Origin of the sequence: Pseudomonas sp. MWU12-2319 (assembly GCF_023242525.1) — a bacterium.
In the GTDB taxonomy this organism is placed as follows: domain Bacteria; phylum Pseudomonadota; class Gammaproteobacteria; order Pseudomonadales; family Pseudomonadaceae; genus Aquipseudomonas; species Aquipseudomonas gingeri_D.
The window spans coordinates 283,141-304,086 of record NZ_JALJES010000003.1; the positions used below are offsets into that span (position 1 = coordinate 283,141).

Annotated in this window: 20 protein-coding genes and 1 pseudogene; 16 read left to right on the forward strand and 5 right to left on the reverse strand. The window is 63.5% G+C overall.

Features of this window, described 5'->3' with window-relative positions; all coding sequences use genetic code 11:
* Positions 1-44: 44 nt before the first annotated feature.
* From M5C01_RS06710 to selO, 3 genes are all read left to right on the forward strand, one after another.
* Positions 45-1,787 (forward strand): potassium/proton antiporter, encoded by a 1,743-nt coding sequence (locus M5C01_RS06710; RefSeq protein WP_103498018.1) that lies wholly within the window; start codon positions 45-47, stop codon positions 1,785-1,787.
* Positions 1,788-1,823: 36 nt separating this feature from the next.
* Positions 1,824-5,174, forward strand: coding sequence for a mechanosensitive channel MscK (gene mscK, locus M5C01_RS06715; protein WP_152737722.1), 3,351 nt, complete (start codon positions 1,824-1,826; stop codon positions 5,172-5,174).
* Positions 5,175-5,273: 99 nt separating this feature from the next.
* The gene (selO, locus tag M5C01_RS06720; protein ID WP_103498016.1) at positions 5,274-6,737 is read left to right on the forward strand and encodes a protein adenylyltransferase SelO; all 1,464 of its coding nucleotides are present in this window, start codon (positions 5,274-5,276) and stop codon (positions 6,735-6,737) included.
* Between the two features lie 4 nt (positions 6,738-6,741).
* On the opposite strand, the gene M5C01_RS06725 is transcribed toward selO, so the two are convergent.
* The 4 genes from M5C01_RS06725 to M5C01_RS06740 form a co-directional block, all read right to left on the reverse strand.
* A complete protein-coding gene (locus M5C01_RS06725) occupies positions 6,742-7,104 on the reverse strand; it encodes a type II toxin-antitoxin system PemK/MazF family toxin (protein WP_152737723.1) in 363 nt (120 codons plus the stop codon).
* A complete protein-coding gene (locus tag M5C01_RS06730; RefSeq protein WP_152737724.1) occupies positions 7,104-7,373 on the reverse strand; it encodes a PbsX family transcriptional regulator in 270 nt (89 codons plus the stop codon). Before M5C01_RS06730 ends, M5C01_RS06725 begins: the two co-directional genes overlap by 1 nt.
* Positions 7,374-7,490: 117 nt before the next feature.
* Positions 7,491-7,892, reverse strand: coding sequence for a transcriptional regulator (locus tag M5C01_RS06735; protein ID WP_152737725.1), 402 nt, complete (start codon positions 7,890-7,892; stop codon positions 7,491-7,493).
* The gene (locus tag M5C01_RS06740; protein WP_152737726.1) at positions 7,892-8,185 is read right to left on the reverse strand and encodes a type II toxin-antitoxin system HigB family toxin; all 294 of its coding nucleotides are present in this window, start codon (positions 8,183-8,185) and stop codon (positions 7,892-7,894) included. Before M5C01_RS06740 ends, M5C01_RS06735 begins: the two co-directional genes overlap by 1 nt.
* A gap of 225 nt (positions 8,186-8,410) precedes the next feature.
* Here M5C01_RS06740 and trxC point away from each other — a divergent pair, with 225 nt between their 5' ends.
* The gene (trxC, locus tag M5C01_RS06745; RefSeq protein WP_152737727.1) at positions 8,411-8,845 is read left to right on the forward strand and encodes a thioredoxin TrxC; all 435 of its coding nucleotides are present in this window, start codon (positions 8,411-8,413) and stop codon (positions 8,843-8,845) included.
* Between the two features lie 123 nt (positions 8,846-8,968).
* Here trxC and M5C01_RS06750 read toward each other — a convergent pair whose 3' ends face one another.
* Positions 8,969-9,742, reverse strand: a complete 774-nt coding sequence (locus tag M5C01_RS06750; RefSeq protein WP_152737728.1) for a ParA family protein — start codon at positions 9,740-9,742, stop codon at positions 8,969-8,971.
* A 362-nt stretch (positions 9,743-10,104) separates the two neighbouring features.
* On the opposite strand from M5C01_RS06750, the gene M5C01_RS06755 reads away from it, so the two are divergent.
* The 12 genes and pseudogenes from M5C01_RS06755 to M5C01_RS06810 form a co-directional block, all read left to right on the forward strand.
* On the forward strand, positions 10,105-10,824 hold the full coding sequence (locus M5C01_RS06755) for a beta-ketoacyl synthase chain length factor (RefSeq protein WP_178129791.1): 720 nt from the start codon (positions 10,105-10,107) through the stop codon (positions 10,822-10,824).
* Positions 10,800-11,618 carry a lysophospholipid acyltransferase family protein gene (locus M5C01_RS06760; RefSeq protein ID WP_103498010.1) on the forward strand — a complete coding sequence of 273 codons (819 nt, stop codon included), beginning with the start codon at positions 10,800-10,802 and terminating at the stop codon, positions 11,616-11,618. The genes M5C01_RS06755 and M5C01_RS06760 overlap by 25 nt, the downstream gene beginning before the upstream one ends.
* Positions 11,587-11,859, forward strand: coding sequence for a phosphopantetheine-binding protein (locus tag M5C01_RS06765; protein ID WP_100940448.1), 273 nt, complete (start codon positions 11,587-11,589; stop codon positions 11,857-11,859). Before M5C01_RS06760 ends, M5C01_RS06765 begins: the two co-directional genes overlap by 32 nt.
* 9 nt (positions 11,860-11,868) lie before the next feature.
* Positions 11,869-12,123: an acyl carrier protein gene (locus M5C01_RS06770; RefSeq protein ID WP_100940447.1), complete on the forward strand. Its 255-nt coding sequence runs from the start codon at positions 11,869-11,871 to the stop codon at positions 12,121-12,123.
* Positions 12,120-12,665 (forward strand): hypothetical protein, encoded by a 546-nt coding sequence (locus tag M5C01_RS06775; protein ID WP_152737729.1) that lies wholly within the window; start codon positions 12,120-12,122, stop codon positions 12,663-12,665. The genes M5C01_RS06770 and M5C01_RS06775 overlap by 4 nt, the downstream gene beginning before the upstream one ends.
* Positions 12,662-14,332 carry an AMP-binding protein gene (locus M5C01_RS06780; RefSeq protein ID WP_152737730.1) on the forward strand — a complete coding sequence of 557 codons (1,671 nt, stop codon included), beginning with the start codon at positions 12,662-12,664 and terminating at the stop codon, positions 14,330-14,332. Before M5C01_RS06775 ends, M5C01_RS06780 begins: the two co-directional genes overlap by 4 nt.
* Complete coding sequence (locus M5C01_RS06785; protein ID WP_103498007.1) at positions 14,325-15,059, forward strand: glycosyltransferase family 2 protein; 735 nt, start codon at positions 14,325-14,327, stop codon at positions 15,057-15,059. Before M5C01_RS06780 ends, M5C01_RS06785 begins: the two co-directional genes overlap by 8 nt.
* Positions 15,056-15,994: a glycosyl transferase gene (locus M5C01_RS06790; RefSeq protein WP_103498006.1), complete on the forward strand. Its 939-nt coding sequence runs from the start codon at positions 15,056-15,058 to the stop codon at positions 15,992-15,994. The genes M5C01_RS06785 and M5C01_RS06790 overlap by 4 nt, the downstream gene beginning before the upstream one ends.
* Positions 15,975-17,519, forward strand: a complete 1,545-nt coding sequence (locus tag M5C01_RS06795; RefSeq protein WP_103498005.1) for an aromatic amino acid ammonia-lyase — start codon at positions 15,975-15,977, stop codon at positions 17,517-17,519. The genes M5C01_RS06790 and M5C01_RS06795 overlap by 20 nt, the downstream gene beginning before the upstream one ends.
* Positions 17,512-17,937: an acyl-CoA thioesterase gene (locus M5C01_RS06800; protein ID WP_152737731.1), complete on the forward strand. Its 426-nt coding sequence runs from the start codon at positions 17,512-17,514 to the stop codon at positions 17,935-17,937. Before M5C01_RS06795 ends, M5C01_RS06800 begins: the two co-directional genes overlap by 8 nt.
* Complete coding sequence (locus M5C01_RS06805) at positions 17,934-18,641, forward strand: outer membrane lipoprotein carrier protein LolA (protein ID WP_152737732.1); 708 nt, start codon at positions 17,934-17,936, stop codon at positions 18,639-18,641. Before M5C01_RS06800 ends, M5C01_RS06805 begins: the two co-directional genes overlap by 4 nt.
* Positions 18,613-20,919 (forward strand): annotated as a pseudogene (locus M5C01_RS06810) (MMPL family transporter); the annotation flags it as partial. The gene M5C01_RS06805 and the pseudogene M5C01_RS06810, both read left to right, overlap by 29 nt.
* Between the last annotated feature and the right edge of the window lie 27 nt (positions 20,920-20,946).

Genomic DNA, 20,946 nt, shown 5'->3' on the forward strand with positions numbered 1-20,946 from the left:
TCAGTCTGCGCCCAGCCTTTGCAAGCTTTCCTGGAGTACTGCCTTTGAATGCGACGACCATCAACAGCCTGTTCTTGATCGGCGCGTTGCTGGTAGGCGCAAGCATCCTGGTGAGCTCGCTGTCCTCGCGCCTCGGCATCCCGATCCTGGTGATCATCCTCGCCGTGGGCATGACCGCCGGCGTCGACGGCGGCGGCATCATCTTCGACAACTACCCCACCGCCTACCTGGTCGGTAACCTCGCCCTCGCCGTGATCCTGCTCGACGGCGGCCTGCGCACGCGGGTCGCGAGTTTCCGCGTGGCACTCTGGCCGGCGTTGTCGCTGGCCACGGTCGGGGTGCTGATCACCACCGGACTGACCGGCATGGCCGCCGCCTGGCTGTTCAACCTGAATATCATCCAGGGCCTGCTGATCGGCGCCATCGTCGGCTCCACGGACGCCGCCGCGGTATTCTCTCTGCTGGGCGGCAAGGGCCTCAACGAACGGGTCACCGCCAGCCTGGAAATCGAGTCGGGCAGTAACGACCCGATGGCGGTGTTTCTCACCGTGACCCTGATCGACATGCTCGCCAGCGGCCAGACCGGCCTGCACTGGAGCCTGCTCGGCCACCTGATTCGCGAATTCGGCATCGGCGGCATCATCGGCCTCGGTGGCGGCTGGCTGATGCTGCAACTGGTCAACCGCATCAACCTGGCCAACGGCCTCTACCCGATCCTGGTGATCAGCGGCGGCCTGGTGGTCTTCGCCCTGACCAACGCCCTGCACGGCAGCGGCTTCCTCGCCGTGTACCTGTGCGGCCTGGTGATCGGCAACCGCCCGGTGCGCAGCCGCCACGGCATTCTGCATATGCTCGACGGCATGGCCTGGCTGGCGCAGATCGGCATGTTCCTGGTGCTGGGCCTGCTGGTCACGCCCCATGACCTGCTGCCGATCGCCCTGCCGGCCCTGGGCCTGGCGCTGTGGATGATCCTGTTCGCCCGGCCGCTGTCGGTGCTGGTCGGCCTGCTGCCGTTCAAGGCCTTCCATGGCCGGGAAAAGGCGTTTATTTCCTGGGTCGGCCTGCGCGGCGCGGTCCCGATCATTCTTGCGGTGTTCCCGCTGATGGCCGGCCTGCCCCACGCACAGCTCTACTTCAACCTGGCGTTCTTTATCGTGCTGGTGTCGCTGCTGGTGCAAGGCACCAGCCTGCCGTGGGTAGCCAAGCTGCTGAAGGTCACGGTGCCGCCAGAACCGGCTCCGATCTCCCGGGCCGCCCTGGAAGTGCATGTCACCAGCGAGTGGGAGCTGTTCGTCTATCGCCTGGGCGCTGAAAAATGGTGCATCGGCGCCGCCCTGCGCGAGTTGAAAATGCCCGAGGGTACGCGCATCGCCGCACTGTTCCGTGGCCAGCAACTGCTCCATCCGTCGGGTAGTACCACCCTGGAAGTCGATGACCTGCTCTGCGTGATCGGCCATGAACACAACCTCCCTGCCCTCGGCAAGCTGTTCAGCCAGGCGCCTCAGCGCGGCCTCGACCTGCGCTTCTTCGGCGACTTCGTGCTCGAAGGCGACGCCCAGCTGGGCGCGGTCTCGGCCCTCTATGGCCTGAAACTCGAAGGCGTCGACCCGAATACCCCCCTGGGCAGCTTCATCGCCCACAAGGTCGGCGGCGCGCCCATCGTCGGCGACCAGGTGGAGTGGAACAACACCCTGTGGACTGTCGCGGTCATGGACGGGAACAAGATCGGCAAAGTCGGCGTCAGATTCCCCGAAGGAAGTCGCCCGGGTCCGGGTCTCTTCCTCTAAACTGCCCACTTTCTTCACGCTGCTCGACCGGTACTTATGTCTTCCTTGCGCACTTTTCTTGCCATGGCCCTGCTGGGCCTGAGTCTTTCCGTCGGCGCGTTGCAAGCAGCCGAACCGCCCACCAGTGCATCGGTCCAGCAAAGCCTGGACAAGATCGCCGACCGCAAGCTCGCCGACGCCGATCAAAAGGCCCTGCAAGCGGTGCTGCAGCAGACGCTGACCTGGCTGTCGAATCAGGACGACTACGAAAAGCGCCTGGCCGCGACCAAGCAGCAAGTCGCCGACGCGCCGCGCCAGACCGTCGAAAACCAGCGTGAACTGGCGCGCCTGAAAGTCACCAAGGTGATCCCGGTGGCCCAGCGTTATGCCAACCAGTCGGTGTCGCAACTGGAACAACTGCTGACCGAGCGCACCACCCAACAGGGCGATCTGCAAAAAGCCCTGGCCGATGCCAACAGCCTGATCATCACCGCCCAGACCCGCCCCGAGCGCGCGCAGTCGGAAATCAGCACCAGCCAGACACGCATCCAGCAGATCAACAACACCCTCAAGCAGGGCAAGGACAACGGCAAGGCCCTCAACAGCGACCAGCGCAACCAGCTGACCGCCGAGCTGGGCTCGATCAACGCGCTGATCCTGTTGCGCCGCCAGGAACTGGCCGGCAACAGCCAATTGCAGGACCTGGGCAACAGCCAGCACGACCTGCTGATGGAAAAAACCGCGCGCCTGGAGCAGGAAATCCAGGACATGCAGTCGCTGATCAACCAGAAGCGCCTGGCCCAGTCCCAGCAGACCGTCACCCAGCAATCCATCGAAGCGCAAAAGGCCGGCGACAGCAGCGTACTGGCCACCGAAAGCGCCACCAACCTCAAGCTCTCCGACTACCTGCTCAAAAGCACCGACCGTCTCAACGAACTGACCCAGCAGAACCTGCAGACCAAACAGCAGCTCGACAGCGTGACCCAGAGCGACCAGGCCCTGGACGAACAGATCAGCGTGCTCAAGGGCAGCCTGTTGCTGTCGAAGATTCTCTACAAGCAGAAACAGGCCCTGCCACGACTGCAAGTGGACAAGAACCTGGCCGATGAAATCGCCGATATCCGCCTCTACCAGTTCGAGGTCAACCAGCAGCGCGAACTGATCAGCAGCCCGGCCACCTATGTCGACAACCTGCTGGCGACCCAGCCGCCGGACCAGGTCAATGCGCAACTGCGCAAGACCCTGCTGGACCTGGCGGTGACCCGTAGCGACTTGCTCGAGCGCCTGAACCGCGAACTGAGCGCCCTGCTCAACGAATCCATCACCCTGCAACTGAACCAGAAACAACTGCTCAGCACCGCCCAGGGCCTGCGCGCGACCCTGGACGAGCAGATGTTCTGGATCCCGAGCAACAAGCCCCTGGACCTGGACTGGATCGAAAGCGTACCGGCACGCCTGCAAAAGCAGGTCACTACCCTGCCCTGGGCCTCCAGTTTCAGTGAGCTGACCGACGGCCTGGCCCAGCATCCACTGCTGTTCCTGCCCTTGCTGCTGTTGATCGGTGCCCTGCTGTGGTGGCGCAAGTCGCTGTATACGCGCCTGAGCAAGGTGCACAAGGATATCGGCCACTTCAAACGCGACAGCCAGTGGCACACGCCGCTGGCGATCCTGGTCAACGTCGCCCTGGCGATGCCGGTCGCCCTCGGGCTGGCCCTGTGCGGCTATGCCCTGCAGATCGATGCCCGTGGCCAGAACGCCAGCCTCGGCGCCGCGCTGCTGCAAATCGCCCTGGCCTGGCTGGTGTTCTACACCGCCTACCGGATTCTGGCGCCGGGTGGCGTGGCCGAACTGCATTTCCGTTGGGAAAAACCCCAGGTCGAATTTCTCCAGGGCTGGGTGCGCCGACTCGGTTTCGTGGTCCTGGCCCTGGTGGCCATCGTCTCCGTCGCCGAGCTGCAACCGGCCTCGCTGGCCGGTGACGTGCTGGGGATCGCCGTGGTCCTGACCTGCTACGGCCTGATGGCCTGGCTGCTCAGTCGCCTGCTGCTGGGCACTCCAAACCGCGGCAGTGCCTCGCTGTTCCGCAAACTGGTCGGCGTAATCTTCACCGCCATGCCCATCGCGCTGTTTATCGCCGTGTGCTTCGGCTACTACTACACCGCCCTGAAACTCAGCGACCGACTGATCGAGACCCTCTACCTGCTGATGCTCTGGCTGGTGATCGAAGCGACCTTCGCTCGCGGCCTCGGGGTCGCGGCCCGGCGCCTGGCCTACCAGCGCGCCCTGAGCAAACGCCAGGCGGCCAAGGAAGCCGGCGATGGCGAACCGCTGATCGAAGAGCCTACCCTGGACATCGAACAGGTCAACGAACAATCCATGCGCCTGATCCGCCTGGCCCTGCTCGGCGGTTTCGTGGCGGCGCTGTACTGGGTCTGGGCGGACCTGATCAGCGTGTTCTCCTACCTGGACAACATCACCCTCTACGAATACACCAGCGGCACCGGCGCGACCATGAGCATGGTGCCCATCAGCATCGGCAACGTCATCGGGGCCCTGGCGATCATCGGCATCACCTTCGCCCTGGCGCGCAACCTGCCGGGCCTGCTGGAAGTGCTGGTGCTGTCCAAGCTCGAACTGGCCCAGGGCAGCGCCTACGCCACCACCACCCTGCTGTCCTACGTGATCGCCGGCATCGGCTTTGTCTCCACCCTCTCGACCCTCGGCGTGAGCTGGGACAAGTTGCAGTGGCTGGTGGCGGCGCTGTCGGTAGGCCTGGGTTTCGGCATGCAGGAAATCTTCGCCAACTTCATCTCCGGCATCATGATCCTGTTCGAACGCCCGGTGCGGATCGGCGACACCATCACCATCGGCACCCTGTCGGGCACGGTCAGCAAGATCCGTATCCGCGCCACCACCATCACCGACTTCGACCGCAAGGACATCATTGTCCCGAACAAGACCTTTATCACCGGGCAACTGATCAACTGGTCGCTGACCGACACCGTCACCCGCGTGACCCTCAAGCTCGGCGTCGACTACGGTTCGGACCTGGACCGGGTCAAGGAACTGCTGCTCAAGGCCGCCCGCGATAACCCCCGAGTATTGAAGGAACCCGAGCCCCACGTGTACTTCCTGAACTTCGGCGAAAGTACCCTGGACCACGAACTGCGCATGCACGTGCGCGACCTGGGCGACCGTAACCCGGTGGTCGACGAGGTCAACCGCTTTATCAACCGCGAGTTCAAGAAAGAGCACATCAACATCTCGTTCCGGCAGATGGAGGTCTACCTCAAGAACCTGCAGGGCCAGGAATACAAGCTGGTGCCGGTGGAAGGCGAAGCGCCTGGGCCCGTGTCAAAGACGCCGGCCGAGCCAGAGCAGTTGCCACCGCCGGACAAGCTTGACTGAAACTCGACCAGCGCGGCGTTCATGCCGTTTGCATGAGGCCGCTGGCGTCTGCCGGCTAATCCCAGCAGAATACTCGGACATTCTGCTGGAGCCGGCCGTTTGAAAGCCCTCGACGAACTGACCTTCGATAACCGCTTCGCCCGCCTGGGCGACGCGTTTTCCACCCATATCCTGCCCGAGCCCCTCGACAATCCGCGTCTGGTGGCGGTGAGTCCGGCGGCCATGGCCCTGCTCGACCTGGACCCGGCCATTGCCGAGGAACCGGTGTTCGCCGAGCTGTTCGGCGGGCACAAGCTCTGGGCCGAAGCCGAGCCGCGGGCCATGGTCTATTCGGGGCATCAGTTCGGCTCCTACAACCCGCGCCTGGGTGACGGTCGCGGGCTGTTGCTGGGCGAGGTCTACAACACCGCGGGCGAGCATTGGGACCTGCACCTCAAGGGCGCCGGGCAAACGCCGTATTCGCGCATGGGCGACGGCCGCGCGGTATTGCGCTCGTCGATCCGCGAGTTCCTCGCCTCCGAGGCCCTGCATGCCCTGGGTATTCCCAGCAGCCGCGCGCTGTGCGTGATCGGCTCCGACACACCGGTCTGGCGCGAGAAACAGGAACGCGGCGCCATGGTCCTGCGCATGGCGCCCAGCCATGTACGCTTCGGTCATTTCGAATACTTCTACTACACCAAGCAGCCGGAGCAGCAGAAGCAGCTCGGCGAGCACGTGCTGGCCATGCATTTTCCCGAATGCCTGGAACAGCCGGAGCCGTACCTGGCGATGTTCCGCGAGATCGTCGAGCGTAATGCCGAGCTGATCGCCAAGTGGCAGGCCTACGGTTTCTGCCACGGCGTGATGAACACCGACAATATGTCGATCCTGGGTATCACCTTCGATTTCGGTCCGTTCGCCTTTCTCGATGATTTCGATGCGCACTTCATCTGCAACCACTCCGATGACCAGGGCCGCTACTCGTTCAGCAACCAGGTGCCCATCGGCCAGTGGAACCTCAGTGCACTGGCCCAGGCCCTGACGCCCTTCATCAGCGTCGAAGCGTTGCGCGAGGCGTTGGGCTTGTTCCTGCCGCTGTACCAGGCCCACTACCTGGACCTGATGCGCCGCCGCCTCGGCCTGACCAGCGCCGAAGACGACGACCTGAAGCTGGTGGAAAACCTGCTGCAACTGATGCAGGCCGGCGGGGTCGACTACACCTTGTTCTTCCGCCGCCTTGGGGATGAGTCTGCCGCCCTGGCCACGGCGCGACTGCGGGATGACTTTATCGATCTCAAGGGTTTCGACGCCTGGGCCGACCGCTACAAGGCCCGGGTCGCCCGCGAGCCGGACCAGGATGAATCCCGGCGCAAGGCTCGGATGCACGCGGCCAACCCGCTGTATATCCTGCGCAACTACCTGGCGCAGAAGGCCATCGATGCGGCGGAAAATGGTGACTACTCAGAGGTACGGCAACTCCACGAAGTACTGAGCAAGCCGTTCGAGGAACAAGCGGGTATGGAGCGCTACGCCGAGCGGCCACCGGAGTGGGGCAAACACCTGGAAATCAGTTGTTCGTCGTGAGGCCTCATGCCTCTGGCTCGATAGCGCTGACGACTCGGCAAACGATGTCCATCATGGTGACATCGTCCAGCCGTTCTATGAACTTGGCGGAACCGTCTCGAACACGCTGTTCGATATCGAAACTACGCACTTGATTGCAGACGGCAACGCCGTTGGTTTCATGGCCGGTGACGATGACTGCCAAGCCGGAATTGCGGGTAAACGAGCCACCACTGGTGATCGGAACAGTCATGCTGACACCCAGCGCGTTGATCTCACGCGCAGTGATGACCACAAACCGGTGACGGTTCATCATTTCTCGACCGGCCACAGGATTGGGATCTATCCAATACACATCACCGCGTTGCGGGGCTTGCCTACGCACCATCAGCCTATCTCCCTTCCGACCGGATCACCTTCGCGGGCCCACGCAGTCTCGGCATTCAACTCAGCTATCTCCTCGGAACCTTGAAGCAACTCGTCCAGGGAATAGCGTTTACGAACCGGATGAATCACCGGCCTTGCAACCAACTCACCATCGACCACTGTCAGCTCGAGCTGCGCCCCCACTTCTACATGCAAGAGCTTCAGCAGAGTGGGAGGAATGGTCATTACAGCCGCACCGCCTTGACGGCGGATTTTGGAAGTCACAGACATGGGACTCTCCTATCCGTACAGGGTGAACCGGCCTTTAGCCGAAAGTGCAACAAAAGTAGCACTTCAGTTCAAGCAAGGCGAGTACCTCGGCGTGACATCCGACGAAGCGATACATCTTCAGATAAAAGTCTGCTCCCGCACCCTAAAACGCTCAGCCAGCCAGCGGATCTGGCGCAGGTTGAGCTGACGCTTGCCGCTGAGTATCTCGGAAACCACCGATTGCGGCCCGACCCCGGGCAGGTCGCTCTGGTTCAAGCCATGTTCACGCATCATCTCCCGCAGTACATCGGCCCCACTGACCACCGGCATCGGCCAGTGCTCCTTGTCATAGGCCTCTATGTAATCACTGATGATGTTCACCAGGCTCATGAGCGGGTTCGATTCGTCTTCCCCAATGACGCCCAGCAACTCGTCGAGAATGCCCACCAGGGCATCGTAATCGGCCTCGTTTTTTGGTTTGCGCAGCAGTGGCTCCACGAACGGCCAGTGCTCGGAAGCCTGCTTGATGACAGCATTCATCAACACGTCTCCTTCCATTTACCCTTGTCATATTCACGATGATCCAGCACATGCTTGATATATAGCTGCTGGGCACCGTAATGCACACCCGCAATCAGGCGCAGTGTGTTCCCGCCAATATCAAACACATGCAAGCGACCCACCTTGTCTGTCGCGGGGAACAACGCCTTGAGCGCCGAAAAGTTTTCAGGACTGCTCCCCTTGATCCTTCGGCACCAGGCATCCAACGCACTGGCAGTGTCAGGCCATCTTGCCTTGGCTTCCCGAATCCGCTTCTCGGTAATCACACGCATGCAATATCCTTATCGCATCTTGCTATGAAGATTATCCGTCAAGCCAGGTTATCGCAATTTGCTATTGTCAAAATCTGACCGACGGCTCATTCCCTGAGGCTAGATCCTGAAGGTAAAACGCGTCGTTTGAATATGTGAGGACATGCAACACACCCTTGGCCCCCTTGATAAAGCGCGCCCCAGACTCCAGTTCAAGTTCATTGGCCACTACCCGGGAACCCTTCCATGTCCGCCACCCTCTTGATCCCCTGCCCCCATTGCAACGGCCTCAACCGCATCCCTGCCGAACGACTGGGCGACCAGCCGAAATGCGGACGCTGCAAAGCCGCGGTCTTGCTGGACAAACCGTTCGAATTGAAACAGGGCGACTACGCCAGCCAGATCAAGGGCGACCTGCCGTTGCTGGTGGACGTGTGGGCGGACTGGTGCGGGCCGTGCAAATCCTTTGCCCCGGTGTTCGAACAGGCGGCCGCCCAACTGGCCGGCAAATGTCGCCTGGCCAAGCTCGACAGCGAGGCCAACCCGCAACTCTCGGCACAGTTGGGGATTCGTTCGATTCCCAGCCTGATCCTGTTCAGAAATGGCCAGGAAGTAGCGCGCCAGAGCGGCGCCTTTCCCCTGCCGCAGTTGATGGCCTGGCTGCGCAGTCAGGGCATCTGAGACGGCTACGGCAGAAGGGTTATTGGCTTGTCCGCGAAGCTTTTAGCGCCCTCAGGGGCCTCTTCGCGAGCAAGCTCTGCTCCTATATGAATCGCATCCGGCCTTGGCGGGCGGGCATTGCTACTAAGCGTTGTTTTCCAGCAGCGCGTGCAACTCGACGAACTGCTGGGTCAGCTTGTGCCGCGGATCGAAGTGGATCAGCGGCCGGTTGGCTTCATGGGACTCGCGCATCTTCACCGAACTGGCGAGGTACACCGGCAACACCGGCAAGCCCTCGGCGATCAGGCTGTCGAGCATCTGCTGCGGCAGGCTCGCCCGGGCCTGGAACTGGTTGACCACGATCCCTTCCACTTGCAGATCTTCGTTGTGGTCTTCCTTCAACTCTTCGATCTCGGCCAGCAGGCCATACAGCGCCTGACGGGAGAAGCTGTCGCAATCGAAGGGAATCAGCACGCGATCGGCGGCAATCAGCGCAGATACCGCATAAAAGTTCAACGCCGGCGGCGTATCCAGGTAAATGCGGTCGTAATCTTCCGACAACTCGTCCAGCAGTTTGCGCAGCTTGTTGATCTTGTGTTTCGCCTCGAGCTTGGGCTGCAGATCCGCCAGCTCGGCCGTGGCGGTGATCACGTGCAAATTGTCGAAGGGCGTCTCGTAGATATCCACCTGGTTTTTCTTCGAGAACGGCCCGGACGAGAGGATCTGCTTGAAGAAGTCCGCGATACCCATGGGAATATCCTCGCCGGTGAGCCCGGTGAGGTATTGCGTGGAGTTGGCCTGGGCATCGAGGTCCACCAACAGGGTCCGATAGCCCTCGCTGGCGCTGACCGCCGCCAAGTTGCAAGCAATGCTCGACTTGCCGACCCCGCCTTTCTGATTGAACACCACACGCCGCATGACAAGACCTCCGTGTATCAATGAATCACCGAGTGTAGAGGGCTTGACCGCTGCCGCGCCACCTTGGCAGGACGAGGACTACCTCTCACACCGCAATAACTTCACCAATCCAGGGTATTTTCCCTTTAAGCCGGGAAAGCTCTGACATACGTATCCGAAAAAATACGAATAATAGCCAGTTGCTAGCTCTCCCTTCGCATAACTGCAAATTTAATCGTGCAAAATGTGACCAAAAATTTGCTACAGGCCTTGTGCACCGGGATAATGCGCGCCACTTGGCCATCGCGCCACGCCAGGGTTGGTAGGGGTTCAGGGATCAACCATAGCGTTCAAGGAAGCCCGCAGGGGCGGGAAGACATTCAGTGATCAATTTCAACATCGCCCAATGGCGCGCCTGGGCCCCGGGCCTGGAAAGTGTGGACGACTGGCAGGCCTGGAGCCGCCAGCCCTGCGTGCCCGCGCCCAGCGATGCGGCTCCGGATGTGTCTTTCCTGCCGGCCATGCAGCGCCGCCGCCTCGGCCGTATGGCGCGCATGGCGTTCAGCGTCGGCTGGCCGCTGGCCGAAGGGCACGCGCAATTGCCCCTGGTGTTCATCTCCCGACACGGCGAAACCCCGCGCACCTTCGAGATCCTCAGCGACCTGGCGGCCGATCAGCCATTGTCGCCGACCCAGTTCAGCCTGTCGGTGCACAACGCGGTGATTGGCCTTTGGTCGATCCTGCGTGGCTCGACCTGCGAAATGACCGCCCTGGCCGCCAACGGCGATGGCCTGGAGCACGGCATGCTCGAGGCCGCCGCGCTGCTCGATGAAGGCGCCCCGGCGGTCCTGCTGGTGATCACCGAAGAACAACCGCCCGAAGCCTACCTCCGCTGGATCGACGACGTGCCGTTTCCCTACGCCCTCGGTCTGCTGCTGACCCCGGGCGACGAGTGGCAACTGTCCCTCGCGAGCGCCACGGACGAACAACCGCCGACCGAGTGGCCCCATGCCCTCGATCTGTTGCGTACCCTGCTCGGCCAACACGCCTCCTGCCAACACCAATGGAAGTCCCGGGTATGGAATTGGCAACGCCGACCATGACCAAACCTTGCGACGCCTATTACTGGCGTCTGCTGGCCACCGCCTTGAGCTTCGCCCTGTTCGGGCTGGGCGGCCTGTGCCTGCGACTGGTGATATTCCCCTTGCTCGGCTGCCTGCCGGGCGATGCCGAACGTCAGCGCCTGCGCGCGCGACAAACAGTCAGCCGGCTGTTCTGGCTGTTCATCCGCTTCATGGCCCGCACCGGCGTACTGACCTATGAAGTCGAAGGCGCGGAAAAACTCGGTCGCCCCGGCCAGATGATCATCGCCAACCACCCGTCGCTGATCGATGTGGTGTTCCTGATCGGCCTGGTGCGCCATGCCAACTGCGTGGTCAAGCAGAGCCTCTGGCAAAACCCCTTCACCCGCGGGCCGGTACGCTCCACCGAATACATCAGCAACGACGGCAGCCTGGACATGCTCGAAGCCGCCGCCAGCGCCCTGCGAGACGGCCAGACCCTGATCGTTTTTCCCGAAGGCACCCGAACCACACCGGGCACGGCACCCGCCTTTCATCGCGGCGCCGCCGCGATTGCCCTGCGGGGTGCGAGAATCATCACCCCGGTCGTGATCAAGGTCAGCCCCACCACCCTGACCAAGGCCGAACCCTGGTATCGCATTCCGCAACGCCGGGTGCACTTCAGTTTCAGTGTCGGCGCCGATATAGACCCACAAGGCTTTGCCGCGCAGGGCCCCGCGCCCCAGGCCTCGCGCAAACTCAACGATTATCTGCACCATTACTTCATTAAGGAGCTCGCCTCAGATGAGCGATCCAACCCCCGCCCTGCACCTTGAGATCAAAGAGCTGATCATCGAGGCCCTGGGCCTGGAAGACATCAGCGCGCAAGACATCGGCAACGAGCAAACCCTGTTCGGCGAAGGCCTGGGCCTGGATTCGGTGGATGCCCTCGAACTCGGCCTGGCGATCCAGAAGCGCTACGGCATCAAGATCGATGCGGACGCCAAGGACACCCGCGACCATTTCTCCAGCGTGGCCAGCCTTGCGGCTTTCGTCACGGCAAAACAGGCAGCGTGAGGCCGTACCATGCAAACCCGTGACGACATCTTCAACACCCTGCGCGATGCCTTGGTCGAACTCTTCGAACTCGAACCCGAACGCGTCACCCTGGACAGCAACCTGTACCAGGACCTGGAAATCGACAGCATCGATGCCGTGGACCTGATCGACCATATCAAGCGTCAGACCGGCAAGAAAATCGCCGCCGAGGAGTTCAAGTCGGTGCGCACCGTCAACGATGTGGTCGAGGCGGTCTTTCGCCTGGTGCAACCGGCCGCATGAAACGCCTGATCGGCCTGGGCCTGCTCCTGGCGGGCCTGCTGTACCCCTTTGCGGTGTATTTCGGCATGGAGCACTTTGCCCCCTGGCAGTTCGGGCTGTTGCTCGGCGGCCTGTGGCTGGCCCGGGTCCTGACCGATGAGCGGCGCCCCGGCAGCCTGTGGATGGCCCTCAGTGCCATCGCTTTCTGCGGCTTGCTGGCGTTGCTGAACAGCCCGCTGCTGCTGCGCTGGTACCCGGTGCTGATCAGCGGCTTCATGCTCGGGCTGTTCGGCCTGAGCCTGAAATTCGGCCCACCGATAGTCGAGCGGCTGGCCCGTCTGCGGGAGCCGCAGTTGCCGGATGTGGCCATTAACTATACGAGGCAGGTAACCCGCGTCTGGAGCCTGTTCTTTCTCTGTAACGGCCTGATCGCCGCCGCCCTGACCCTCTGGGCGCCGCTGAACTGGTGGATGTTGTACACCGGCCTGATTTCCTATGGGCTGATGGGTTTGCTGTTCGCCATTGAGTGGCTGGTACGACAACGGGTAAGAGGCCGCGCATGAACTGGATAAACCTTGAGCAGTTGTTGCTCAAGTCGCATGGACCGCGAGCGGTCACCCTGGGTCCGTCGCTGGATCATGCCGGGCTGTCACTGCGGGCGTTAAGCCTGGCGGCCGGCTTGCAGGCGCGTGACGTCAAGCATATCGCCGTGCACCTGGAAGATGCCGGGGAACTGGCCATCGCCCTGCTCGGTGCCTGGCGCGCAGGCGTTCGGGTGCTGTTGCCCGCCGACCTGCAAGAGCAGACCCGCCAACGCTGGGCGGCGGATGTCGACCTGTGGCTGACGGATAGCCACACCCTCGAAGCGCTCTGCGGCGAACCCTTGAGCCCGGCCGTGCTCGATCTTGATGATTGCCACCTGAGCCTGTGCACCTCCGGCTCCAGTGGCGAACCCAAGCGCATCGACAAAAGCCTGCGCCAATTGGCCAATGAAGTGCAGGCCCTGGAACAGCTGTGGGGCGCCGACCTCGAGCAGGCCTGCATTATCGGCAGTGTCGCTACTCAACATATCTATGGCCTGCTGTTCCGTGTGCTCTGGCCGCTGTGTGCCGGACGGACCTTTGTGCGCAAGCAATTGGCCTTCCCGGAAGACCTGCAACGCGCCAGCCGTGAACACCCGCAATTCGCCTGGGTGGCGAGCCCGGCCCTGCTCAAGCGCATGGGCGACAACCTCGACTGGCCGGCCCTGAGCCAGGTGCGCCGGGTGTTTTCTTCCGGCGGTGCACTTCCGTCCGAGGCCGCGTCCAGTCTGCAACAACGCTTGCGACAATGGCCGACGGAAATTCTCGGCAGCTCGGAAACCGGCGGTATCGCCTGGCGCCAGGGCGATCCGCTGTGGCGCCCTTTTGCCGACGTACAGCTGAGCCAGGACCCGGACGGTGCCTTGCAGGTGGCTTCGCCTTACCTGCCGGCCGGTCATATCGAGCAAACGGCGGACGCCGTACGCTTCGAAGCCGATGGCCGTTTTGAACTGCTGGGCCGATTGGACCGCATCGTCAAACTGGAAGAGAAACGCATCTCCCTGCCGATGCTGGAACAGGCCCTGGTGGAGCACGACTGGGTCGCCGAAGCGCGCCTGGGCGTGGTGCAGGAAAACCGCGCCTACCTCGGCGCGCTGCTAGTGCTCTCCGAACAGGGACTGCATATCCTGCGTAACCAGGGTCGGCGTACGCTGACCGAGGCCCTGCGCAAACATCTGCTCGGCCATTGCGAAACCCTGGCGCTGCCGCGCCGCTGGCGGCTACTGCGGCAACTGCCGCTGAACCCCCAGGGCAAATTGCCCCAAGCCGAAGTCCAGGCCCTGTTGCAGGCGCCGCGCCCCAAAGGTCCGGAAGTGCTTTCGCAACACGAAACAGATGGCGAATGGCTGTTGCAGTTGGCCGTGCCGCCGGACCTGGCCTACTTCAGCGGACACTTCCCGGTCACCCCGGTGCTGCCCGGCGTGGTGCAAGTGGATTGGGCGCTGGAGCTGGGTCGCGAACGACTCGAACTGCCGGAAAAATTCGCCGGCATGGAAGTGCTGAAGTTCCAGCAACTGGTGCGACCGGGCGACCAGCTCGAACTGAGCCTGCGCTTCGACCGTGAGCGCAGCAAACTGCACTTCGCCTTTCGCAATACCAAGGCCGCCTGCTCCAGCGGCCGCATCGTGCTGGAGACGGCCCATGCATAAGCCCTGCGCCGTTATCCCGGTCTACAACCATGAGGCCGCCGTGCCCGCTGTTCTCGAAGCGGTGCTCGCCGCCGGCCTGCCCTGCGTGCTGGTGGACGATGCCAGCAGCCCGACCTGCGCGGCGGTACTGGAACAACTCGCCGAACGCGAACACGTTTCCCTGGTGAAACTACCCGTCAACCAAGGGAAGGGCGGCGCGGTCATGAGCGGAATGCGCGAGGCCGCCCGGCTGGGCTTCAGCCATGTCCTGCAGGTGGACGCCGACGGCCAGCACGACCTGCAGGACATCGCGGTCTTTCTCGACGCCTCGCGCCAGCACCCCGAAGCGCTGATCTGCGGCTACCCGCAATACGATGACAGCGTACCCAAGGGCCGGCTCTATGCCCGTTACCTGACCCATGTCTGGGTCTGGATCAACAGCCTGTCGTTGCAGATCCGCGACTCCATGTGCGGCTTCCGGGTCTACCCGCTGCCACCGGTGCTGGCGCTGATCAATTCGGTGAAGGTGGGCAAACGCATGGACTTCGACTCGGACATTCTCGTGCGCCTGTCCTGGCGCAACCAACCCATGCGCTGGTTGCCGACCAAGGTCCACTACCCCCTGGACGGCCTCTCGCACTTTCGGATGTTCCACGACAACGCGCTGATTTCCAGCATGCACACCCGGCTGTTCTTCGGCATGCTGGTGCGCCTGCCGAGCATCCTCTGGCGACGGTGGCGGGCATGAGCGACGCACAAAAACATTGGGCCGACCGCCAGGAGCGCGGCAGCTTCTGGTTGATGAAACTCACCGCCTTCGGCGTCAAGGTCCTCGGCCGCCGGATGCTCAGCCCGGTGCTGCACGGTATCGTCCTGTACTTTTTCCTGTTCGGCCGCAGCGCCCGGCAGAGTGCCTGGCACTACCAGCAGCGCCTGGCCGACTGGAGCGCTCAAAGCGCCCTGCGGCCGACCCGCATGAATGTCTTCCGGCAGTTCATGGCCTTTGCCGACTCGTTGCTGGACAAACTCGACGTGTGGAACGGCAAGCTGCGCCTTGAGCAGCTCGAGATCGTCGACCCGGCCCGGCTGCGCGATCAACTGCGCGGCGAGCGCGGGCAGATGCTGGTGGGTGCGCACCTGGGCAATCTGGAAGTCTGCCGCGCCCTCGCCGAACTGGGGGAAAAGGTCACCATGAACGTGCTGGTGCACACCAAGCACGCCGAGCGCTTCAACCGCTTGCTGGGCGAAGCCGGGGCGACCAACCTGCGGCTGATCCAGGTCAGCGAACTGAACCCGGCGGTGATGCTGCAACTGAGCCAGCGCCTGGATCGCGGCGAGTGGCTGGCGATTGCCGGCGACCGTGTGCCGCTCCATGGCGGACGCCATGTACGAGTGGATTTCCTCGGCCAACCCGCTGCGTTCCCGCAAGGTCCATGGCTCCTGGCCGGCCTGCTGAAATGCCCGGTCAACCTGTTGTTCTGCGTGAAACTCCAGGGCCGCTACCGCATCACCCTCGAACCCTTCACCGAAGCGGTGCAGTGGAAACGCAACGACCGCGAACAGGTGATCGCCCAGTGGGCCGCCCGTTACGCCGAGCGCCTGGGCCATTACTGCCTGCAGGCACCGTACCAGTGGTTCAACTTCTACCCTTTCTGGAAATCCGATGACAACGCATCCGCTTGAGCCGGTCACCTTCGGCGAACTCCCGCTGCGCATCGAAGACGTGCTGGCCCTGGCCAACCGTCAGGTGCCGACGCAACTGCAAGGCGACCCCGCGTTCCGCCAGCGCATCGCCAAGGGCGCGCAGTTCCTTGACTCGTTGCTGGACAAGGAAGGCGTGATCTACGGCGTCACCACCGGCTACGGCGATTCCTGCGTGGTGGCGGTGCCGCTACAACACGTTGAAGCGCTGCCGCGTCACCTCTACACCTTCCACGGTTGCGGCCTCGGCGAGTTGCTCGATCCCCAGGCCACCCGCGCGGTGCTGGCGGCGCGTTTGCAGTCGCTGTGCCACGGCGTGTCCGGCGTGCGTGTGGAACTGCTGGAACGCCTGCAGGCGTTCCTCGACCTGGACATCCTGCCACTGATTCCCGAAGAGGGCTCGGTCGGTGCCAGTGGTGACCTGACGCCACTGTCCTACGTGGCCGCGACCCTCTCCGGCGAACGCGAAGTGCTGTTCCGCGGCGAGCGCCGCCAGGCCAGCGACGTGCACCGCGAACTCGGCTGGGACCCGCTGGTACTGCGGCCCAAGGAAGCCCTGGCATTGATGAACGGCACCGCCGTCATGACCGGCCTGGCCTGCCTGGCCTTTGCCCGCGCCGACTACCTGCTGCAACTGGCAACCCGCATCACCGCCCTCAACGTAGTGGCGCTGCAAGGCAACCCGGAACACTTCGACGAGCGCCTGTTCGCCGCCAAGCCGCACCCGGGGCAGATGCAAGTCGCCGCCTGGCTGCGCAAGGACCTCGCCATCGATGCGCCGACCGCGCCGCTGCACCGTTTGCAGGATCGCTACTCGCTGCGCTGCGCCCCCCATGTGCTCGGCGTGCTGGCCGACAGCCTGGGCTGGTTGCGTTCGTTTATCGAGACCGAACTGAACAGCGCCAACGACAACCCGATCATCGACGCCGAAGAAGAGCGCGTGCTCCACGGCGGGCACTTCTACGGCGGGCATATCGCCTTTGCCATGGACAGCCTCAAGACCCTGGTGGCCAACGTCGCCGACCTGCTCGATCGGCAGCTCGCCCTGCTGGTGGACGTGCGCTACAACCATGGTCTGCCGAGCAACCTGTCCGGTTCCAGCGCCGAGCGCGCGATGCTCAACCATGGCTTCAAGGCCGTGCAGATCGGCGCCAGTGCCTGGACCGCCGAGGCCCTGAAAAACACCATGCCGGCCAGCGTGTTCTCGCGCTCCACCGAATGCCACAACCAGGACAAGGTGAGCATGGGCACCATTGCCGCCCGCGATGCGATCCGCGTGCTGGAACTGACCGAACAGGTCGCCGCCGCCACCTTGCTCGCCGCCAACCAGGGCGTCTGGCTGCGCAGCCAGGCCAGCGATGCGCGGCCGCTGCCGCCGGCCCTGGCGGCGATGCACGAAGCCCTGGCAAAGGACTTCCCCCCGGTCATCGAAGACCGCGCCCTGGAAGCCGAACTGCGCCTGTGCCTGAAACGCATCGCCGAGCAACACTGGAGGCTGCATGCGTAGCCGCGGCGTACTGCATGTCGATACCGAGATCCTGGTGCCGTTTTTCGACGTCGACACCATGCACGTGGTCTGGCACGGCCATTACGTGAAGTACCTGGAAGTCGCCCGCTGCGCGCTGCTGGACCATATCGGCCACAACTACACGCACATGCTCGAATCCGGCTATGCGTGGCCGGTGATCGACCTGCAACTGCGTTATGTACGCGGCGCGGTGTTCGGCCAGAAGATCAATGTGCGGGCCAACCTGGTGGAGTGGGAGAACCGCTTGAAGGTCAACTACCTGATCACCGACCTTGCCAGCGGCGAACGCCTGACCCGCGCCAGTACCGTTCAGGTGGCCGTGGATATCCAGAGTCGGGAAATGCAACTGGCCTCGCCCAAGGTCTTCGTCGACGCCGTCGAGAAGGTACTCGCATGAACATTCAGGTACGCCGCAAAACCTGTAGGAGCCGGCTTGCTGGCGATAGCGTCCGCAAGATCACCGCAAGGCTCAAGGGCCTCATCGCCGGCAAGCCAGCTCCTGCACGGTTCGCGTGCTTGCTGAGTCTTTTGTTCGGCCTCGGCCTGTCCGCCCACGCCTCGGCCTTCGACCTGCAACAGCTGAGCGACCAACTGGCCAAGCCTTCGGTGATCCACGGCAGCTTTATCCAGGAAAAACACCTGCGTGCCCTGCCGCAACCGCTGACCAGCAAGGGCACCTTCGTCCTCGCCAAGGACCACGGCCTGCTCTGGCTGCTCAAGACCCCGCTGCAACAGGACTACCGCATCAGCGCCAAGGGCATCGCCCGACGCGACCCGAGCGGCTGGCAGATGGTCCCGAACAAAAGCGCCGGGGCCGAACAGAACCGCCTGTTTATCGCCGTGCTGCAAGGCGACAGCACTGGACTGCAACGGGATTTCGAACTGCAACTGCAAGGCGACGCCCAGCACTGGCAACTGACCCTGGTGCCGCGCTCGGTGCTGCTCAAGCAGATCTTCACCCGGATCAATATCGACGGCGGCGAACTGGTGCAACGCATCGAACTGCTGGAAACCCAGGGCGACAGCACCGTCCTGCGCATGCAGGACAGCAGCGCCGCCCTCCCCCTGAGCGATGCGGAGCAACACGACTTTGCCGAGTGAACGCCTGCTCCCGCGCCTGTTCCTGATCCTGCTGCTGGCAGTGCTGGCGCTCGCCGGCTGGCAATGGCGGCATGGCGCGCCGGTGTCGGCCGACCTGATGGAACTGGTGCCGGGCTCGGCACCCGATGCCCTGGAGCTCAAGGCCGAACAGCGCATGCAGGAACCCTTGAACCGGGAAATGCTGGTGCTGGTGGGCCAGGCCGATCGCCAGAAAGCCATTGCCCTGGCGCAACGGCTGGGCGAGCGCTGGCAAGCCAGCGGGCTGTTCGAAACCGTGCAGTGGAGCTTGCAGGCCGACCTGCCGGCCTTGCGCCAACAACTGCTGGCCAGCCGCCTGGCGATGCTTACCCACGCTGACCGACAGCAACTGATCGACCACCCGGCGGCGTTTATCCAGCAACGGGTTCAGTCGCTGTTCGATCCCTTCTCCGGCATCAGCCTGGTGCCGAGCCAGGACGACTGGCTCGGCCTGACCGGACGCATCCAGGACAGCCGACCGAAGCCCGGCGCGGTGCAATTCGATATCGGCAGCGGCGCGTTGATCGCCGAGGCCGACGGCAAAAGCTGGGTGCTGCTACGGGCCCGCACCCGGGGCAATGCTTTTGATATGAAGCTGCCGATACAGGTCGCCGAACTGCTCAAGCACAGCCGCGAGGAAGCCGCCCAGGACGACGCCCAACTGCTCGCCGCCAGCGGCCTGCTGTATGCCGCCGCCGGCCAGCAACAGGCCACCCGGGAAATCACCTGGGTCGGCGGTGGCGCCACCTTCGGCATTCTCCTGCTGCTGTTGCTGGCCTTCCGGCGCTGGCGGGTATTGCTGGCCTTCGTCCCGGTGCTGGTGGGCATGCTGTTCGGCACGGTGGCCTGCGTGATGCTGTTCGGTCATCTGCACGTGATGACCCTGGTGCTGGGGGCCAGCCTGATCGGCGTGGCCGTGGACTACCCGCTGCATTACCTGTCCAAGAGCTGGAGCCTGAAACCCTGGCACAGCTGGCCGGCCCTGCGCATTACCCTGCCCGGCCTTAGCCTGAGCCTGGCCACCAGTTGCATCGGTTACCTGGCCCTGGCCTGGACGCCGTTTCCGGCCCTGACCCAGATTGCCGTGTTCTCCGCTGCGGGCCTGGTGGGCGCCTACCTGACCGCCGTGTGCCTGCTGCCGGCGCTGCTCAAGGGCACCGACCTGCGTCCGGCGCAATGGCCGCTGCGGGTCTGCGAAGTCTTGCTGAAGGTGCGTGAAGCATTGCTGCGCAAGGTCGGCAGCCGGTTGTTGCTGGCGCTGCTGGTGCTGTTCTGCGCCGGTGGCCTGTGGCACCTGACCAGCAAGAACGATATCCGCCAATGGGTCGGTGCGCCGCCGCAATTGCAGGCCGAGGCCCAGGCCGTCGCAAGGATCACCGGCTACCAGCCCACCAGCCAGTTCTTCCTGGTTCGCGGCGCCGATCAACAGCAGTTGCTGGAGCGCCAGGCCGCACTCGGCGAACGTCTCGATCAACTGGTGAGCCAAGGCAAGCTCCAGGGCTATCAGTCACTGGACCAGGTGGTCAGCCTGCCCCGGGAACAACAACAGTTGCAGGGCTCGCTCAAGCAACTGCCGGGGTTCTGGCAACCCTTGCTCGACCTCGGCGTACCGGCCGCTGCCTTGCAAAGCGAACTGGCACAGCTGCAAGCCCTGCCGATCCAGGATATCGACAGCGCCCTCAAAGGCCCGCTGTCCGAGCCTTGGCGCCTGCTCTGGCTCGGCGTGCAAACCGACGGCGTGGCCGGCATGGTCAGCCTGCGCGGCCTGAACAACGCCGACCTGCTGCGGGCGCAAACCGACGGCCTGCCGGGGGTAAAGCTGGTGGACCGGCTGGGCGAGTTGAACAAGGTCTTCGCTGCCACCCAGGTCAGCGCCGCCGAACTGAAACTGGCGTCCTGTGTGCTGATTGTGCTGTTGCTGATCCTGCCGTTCGGCCTGCGAGGCGCCTTGCGGATCGTCGCCCTGCCGCTGCTGGCGGCCCTGTGCAGCCTGGCCAGCCTCGGTTGGCTCGGCCAGCCGCTGACGCTGTTCAGCCTGTTCGGCCTGCTGCTGGTAACCGCCATCAGCGTCGACTACGCCATCCTGATGCGCGAGCAGATCGGCGGTGCCGCCGTCAGCCTGCTGGGCACCTTGCTGGCCGCCCTGACCACCTGGCTGTCGTTCGGCCTGCTGGCGATTTCCAGCACCCCGGCGGTGAGCAACTTCGGCCTGGCGGTGAGCCTGGGGCTGGCCTTCAGCTTCCTGCTCGCGCCCTGGGCCGCACGCCCAACTGACAAGACCGCGACA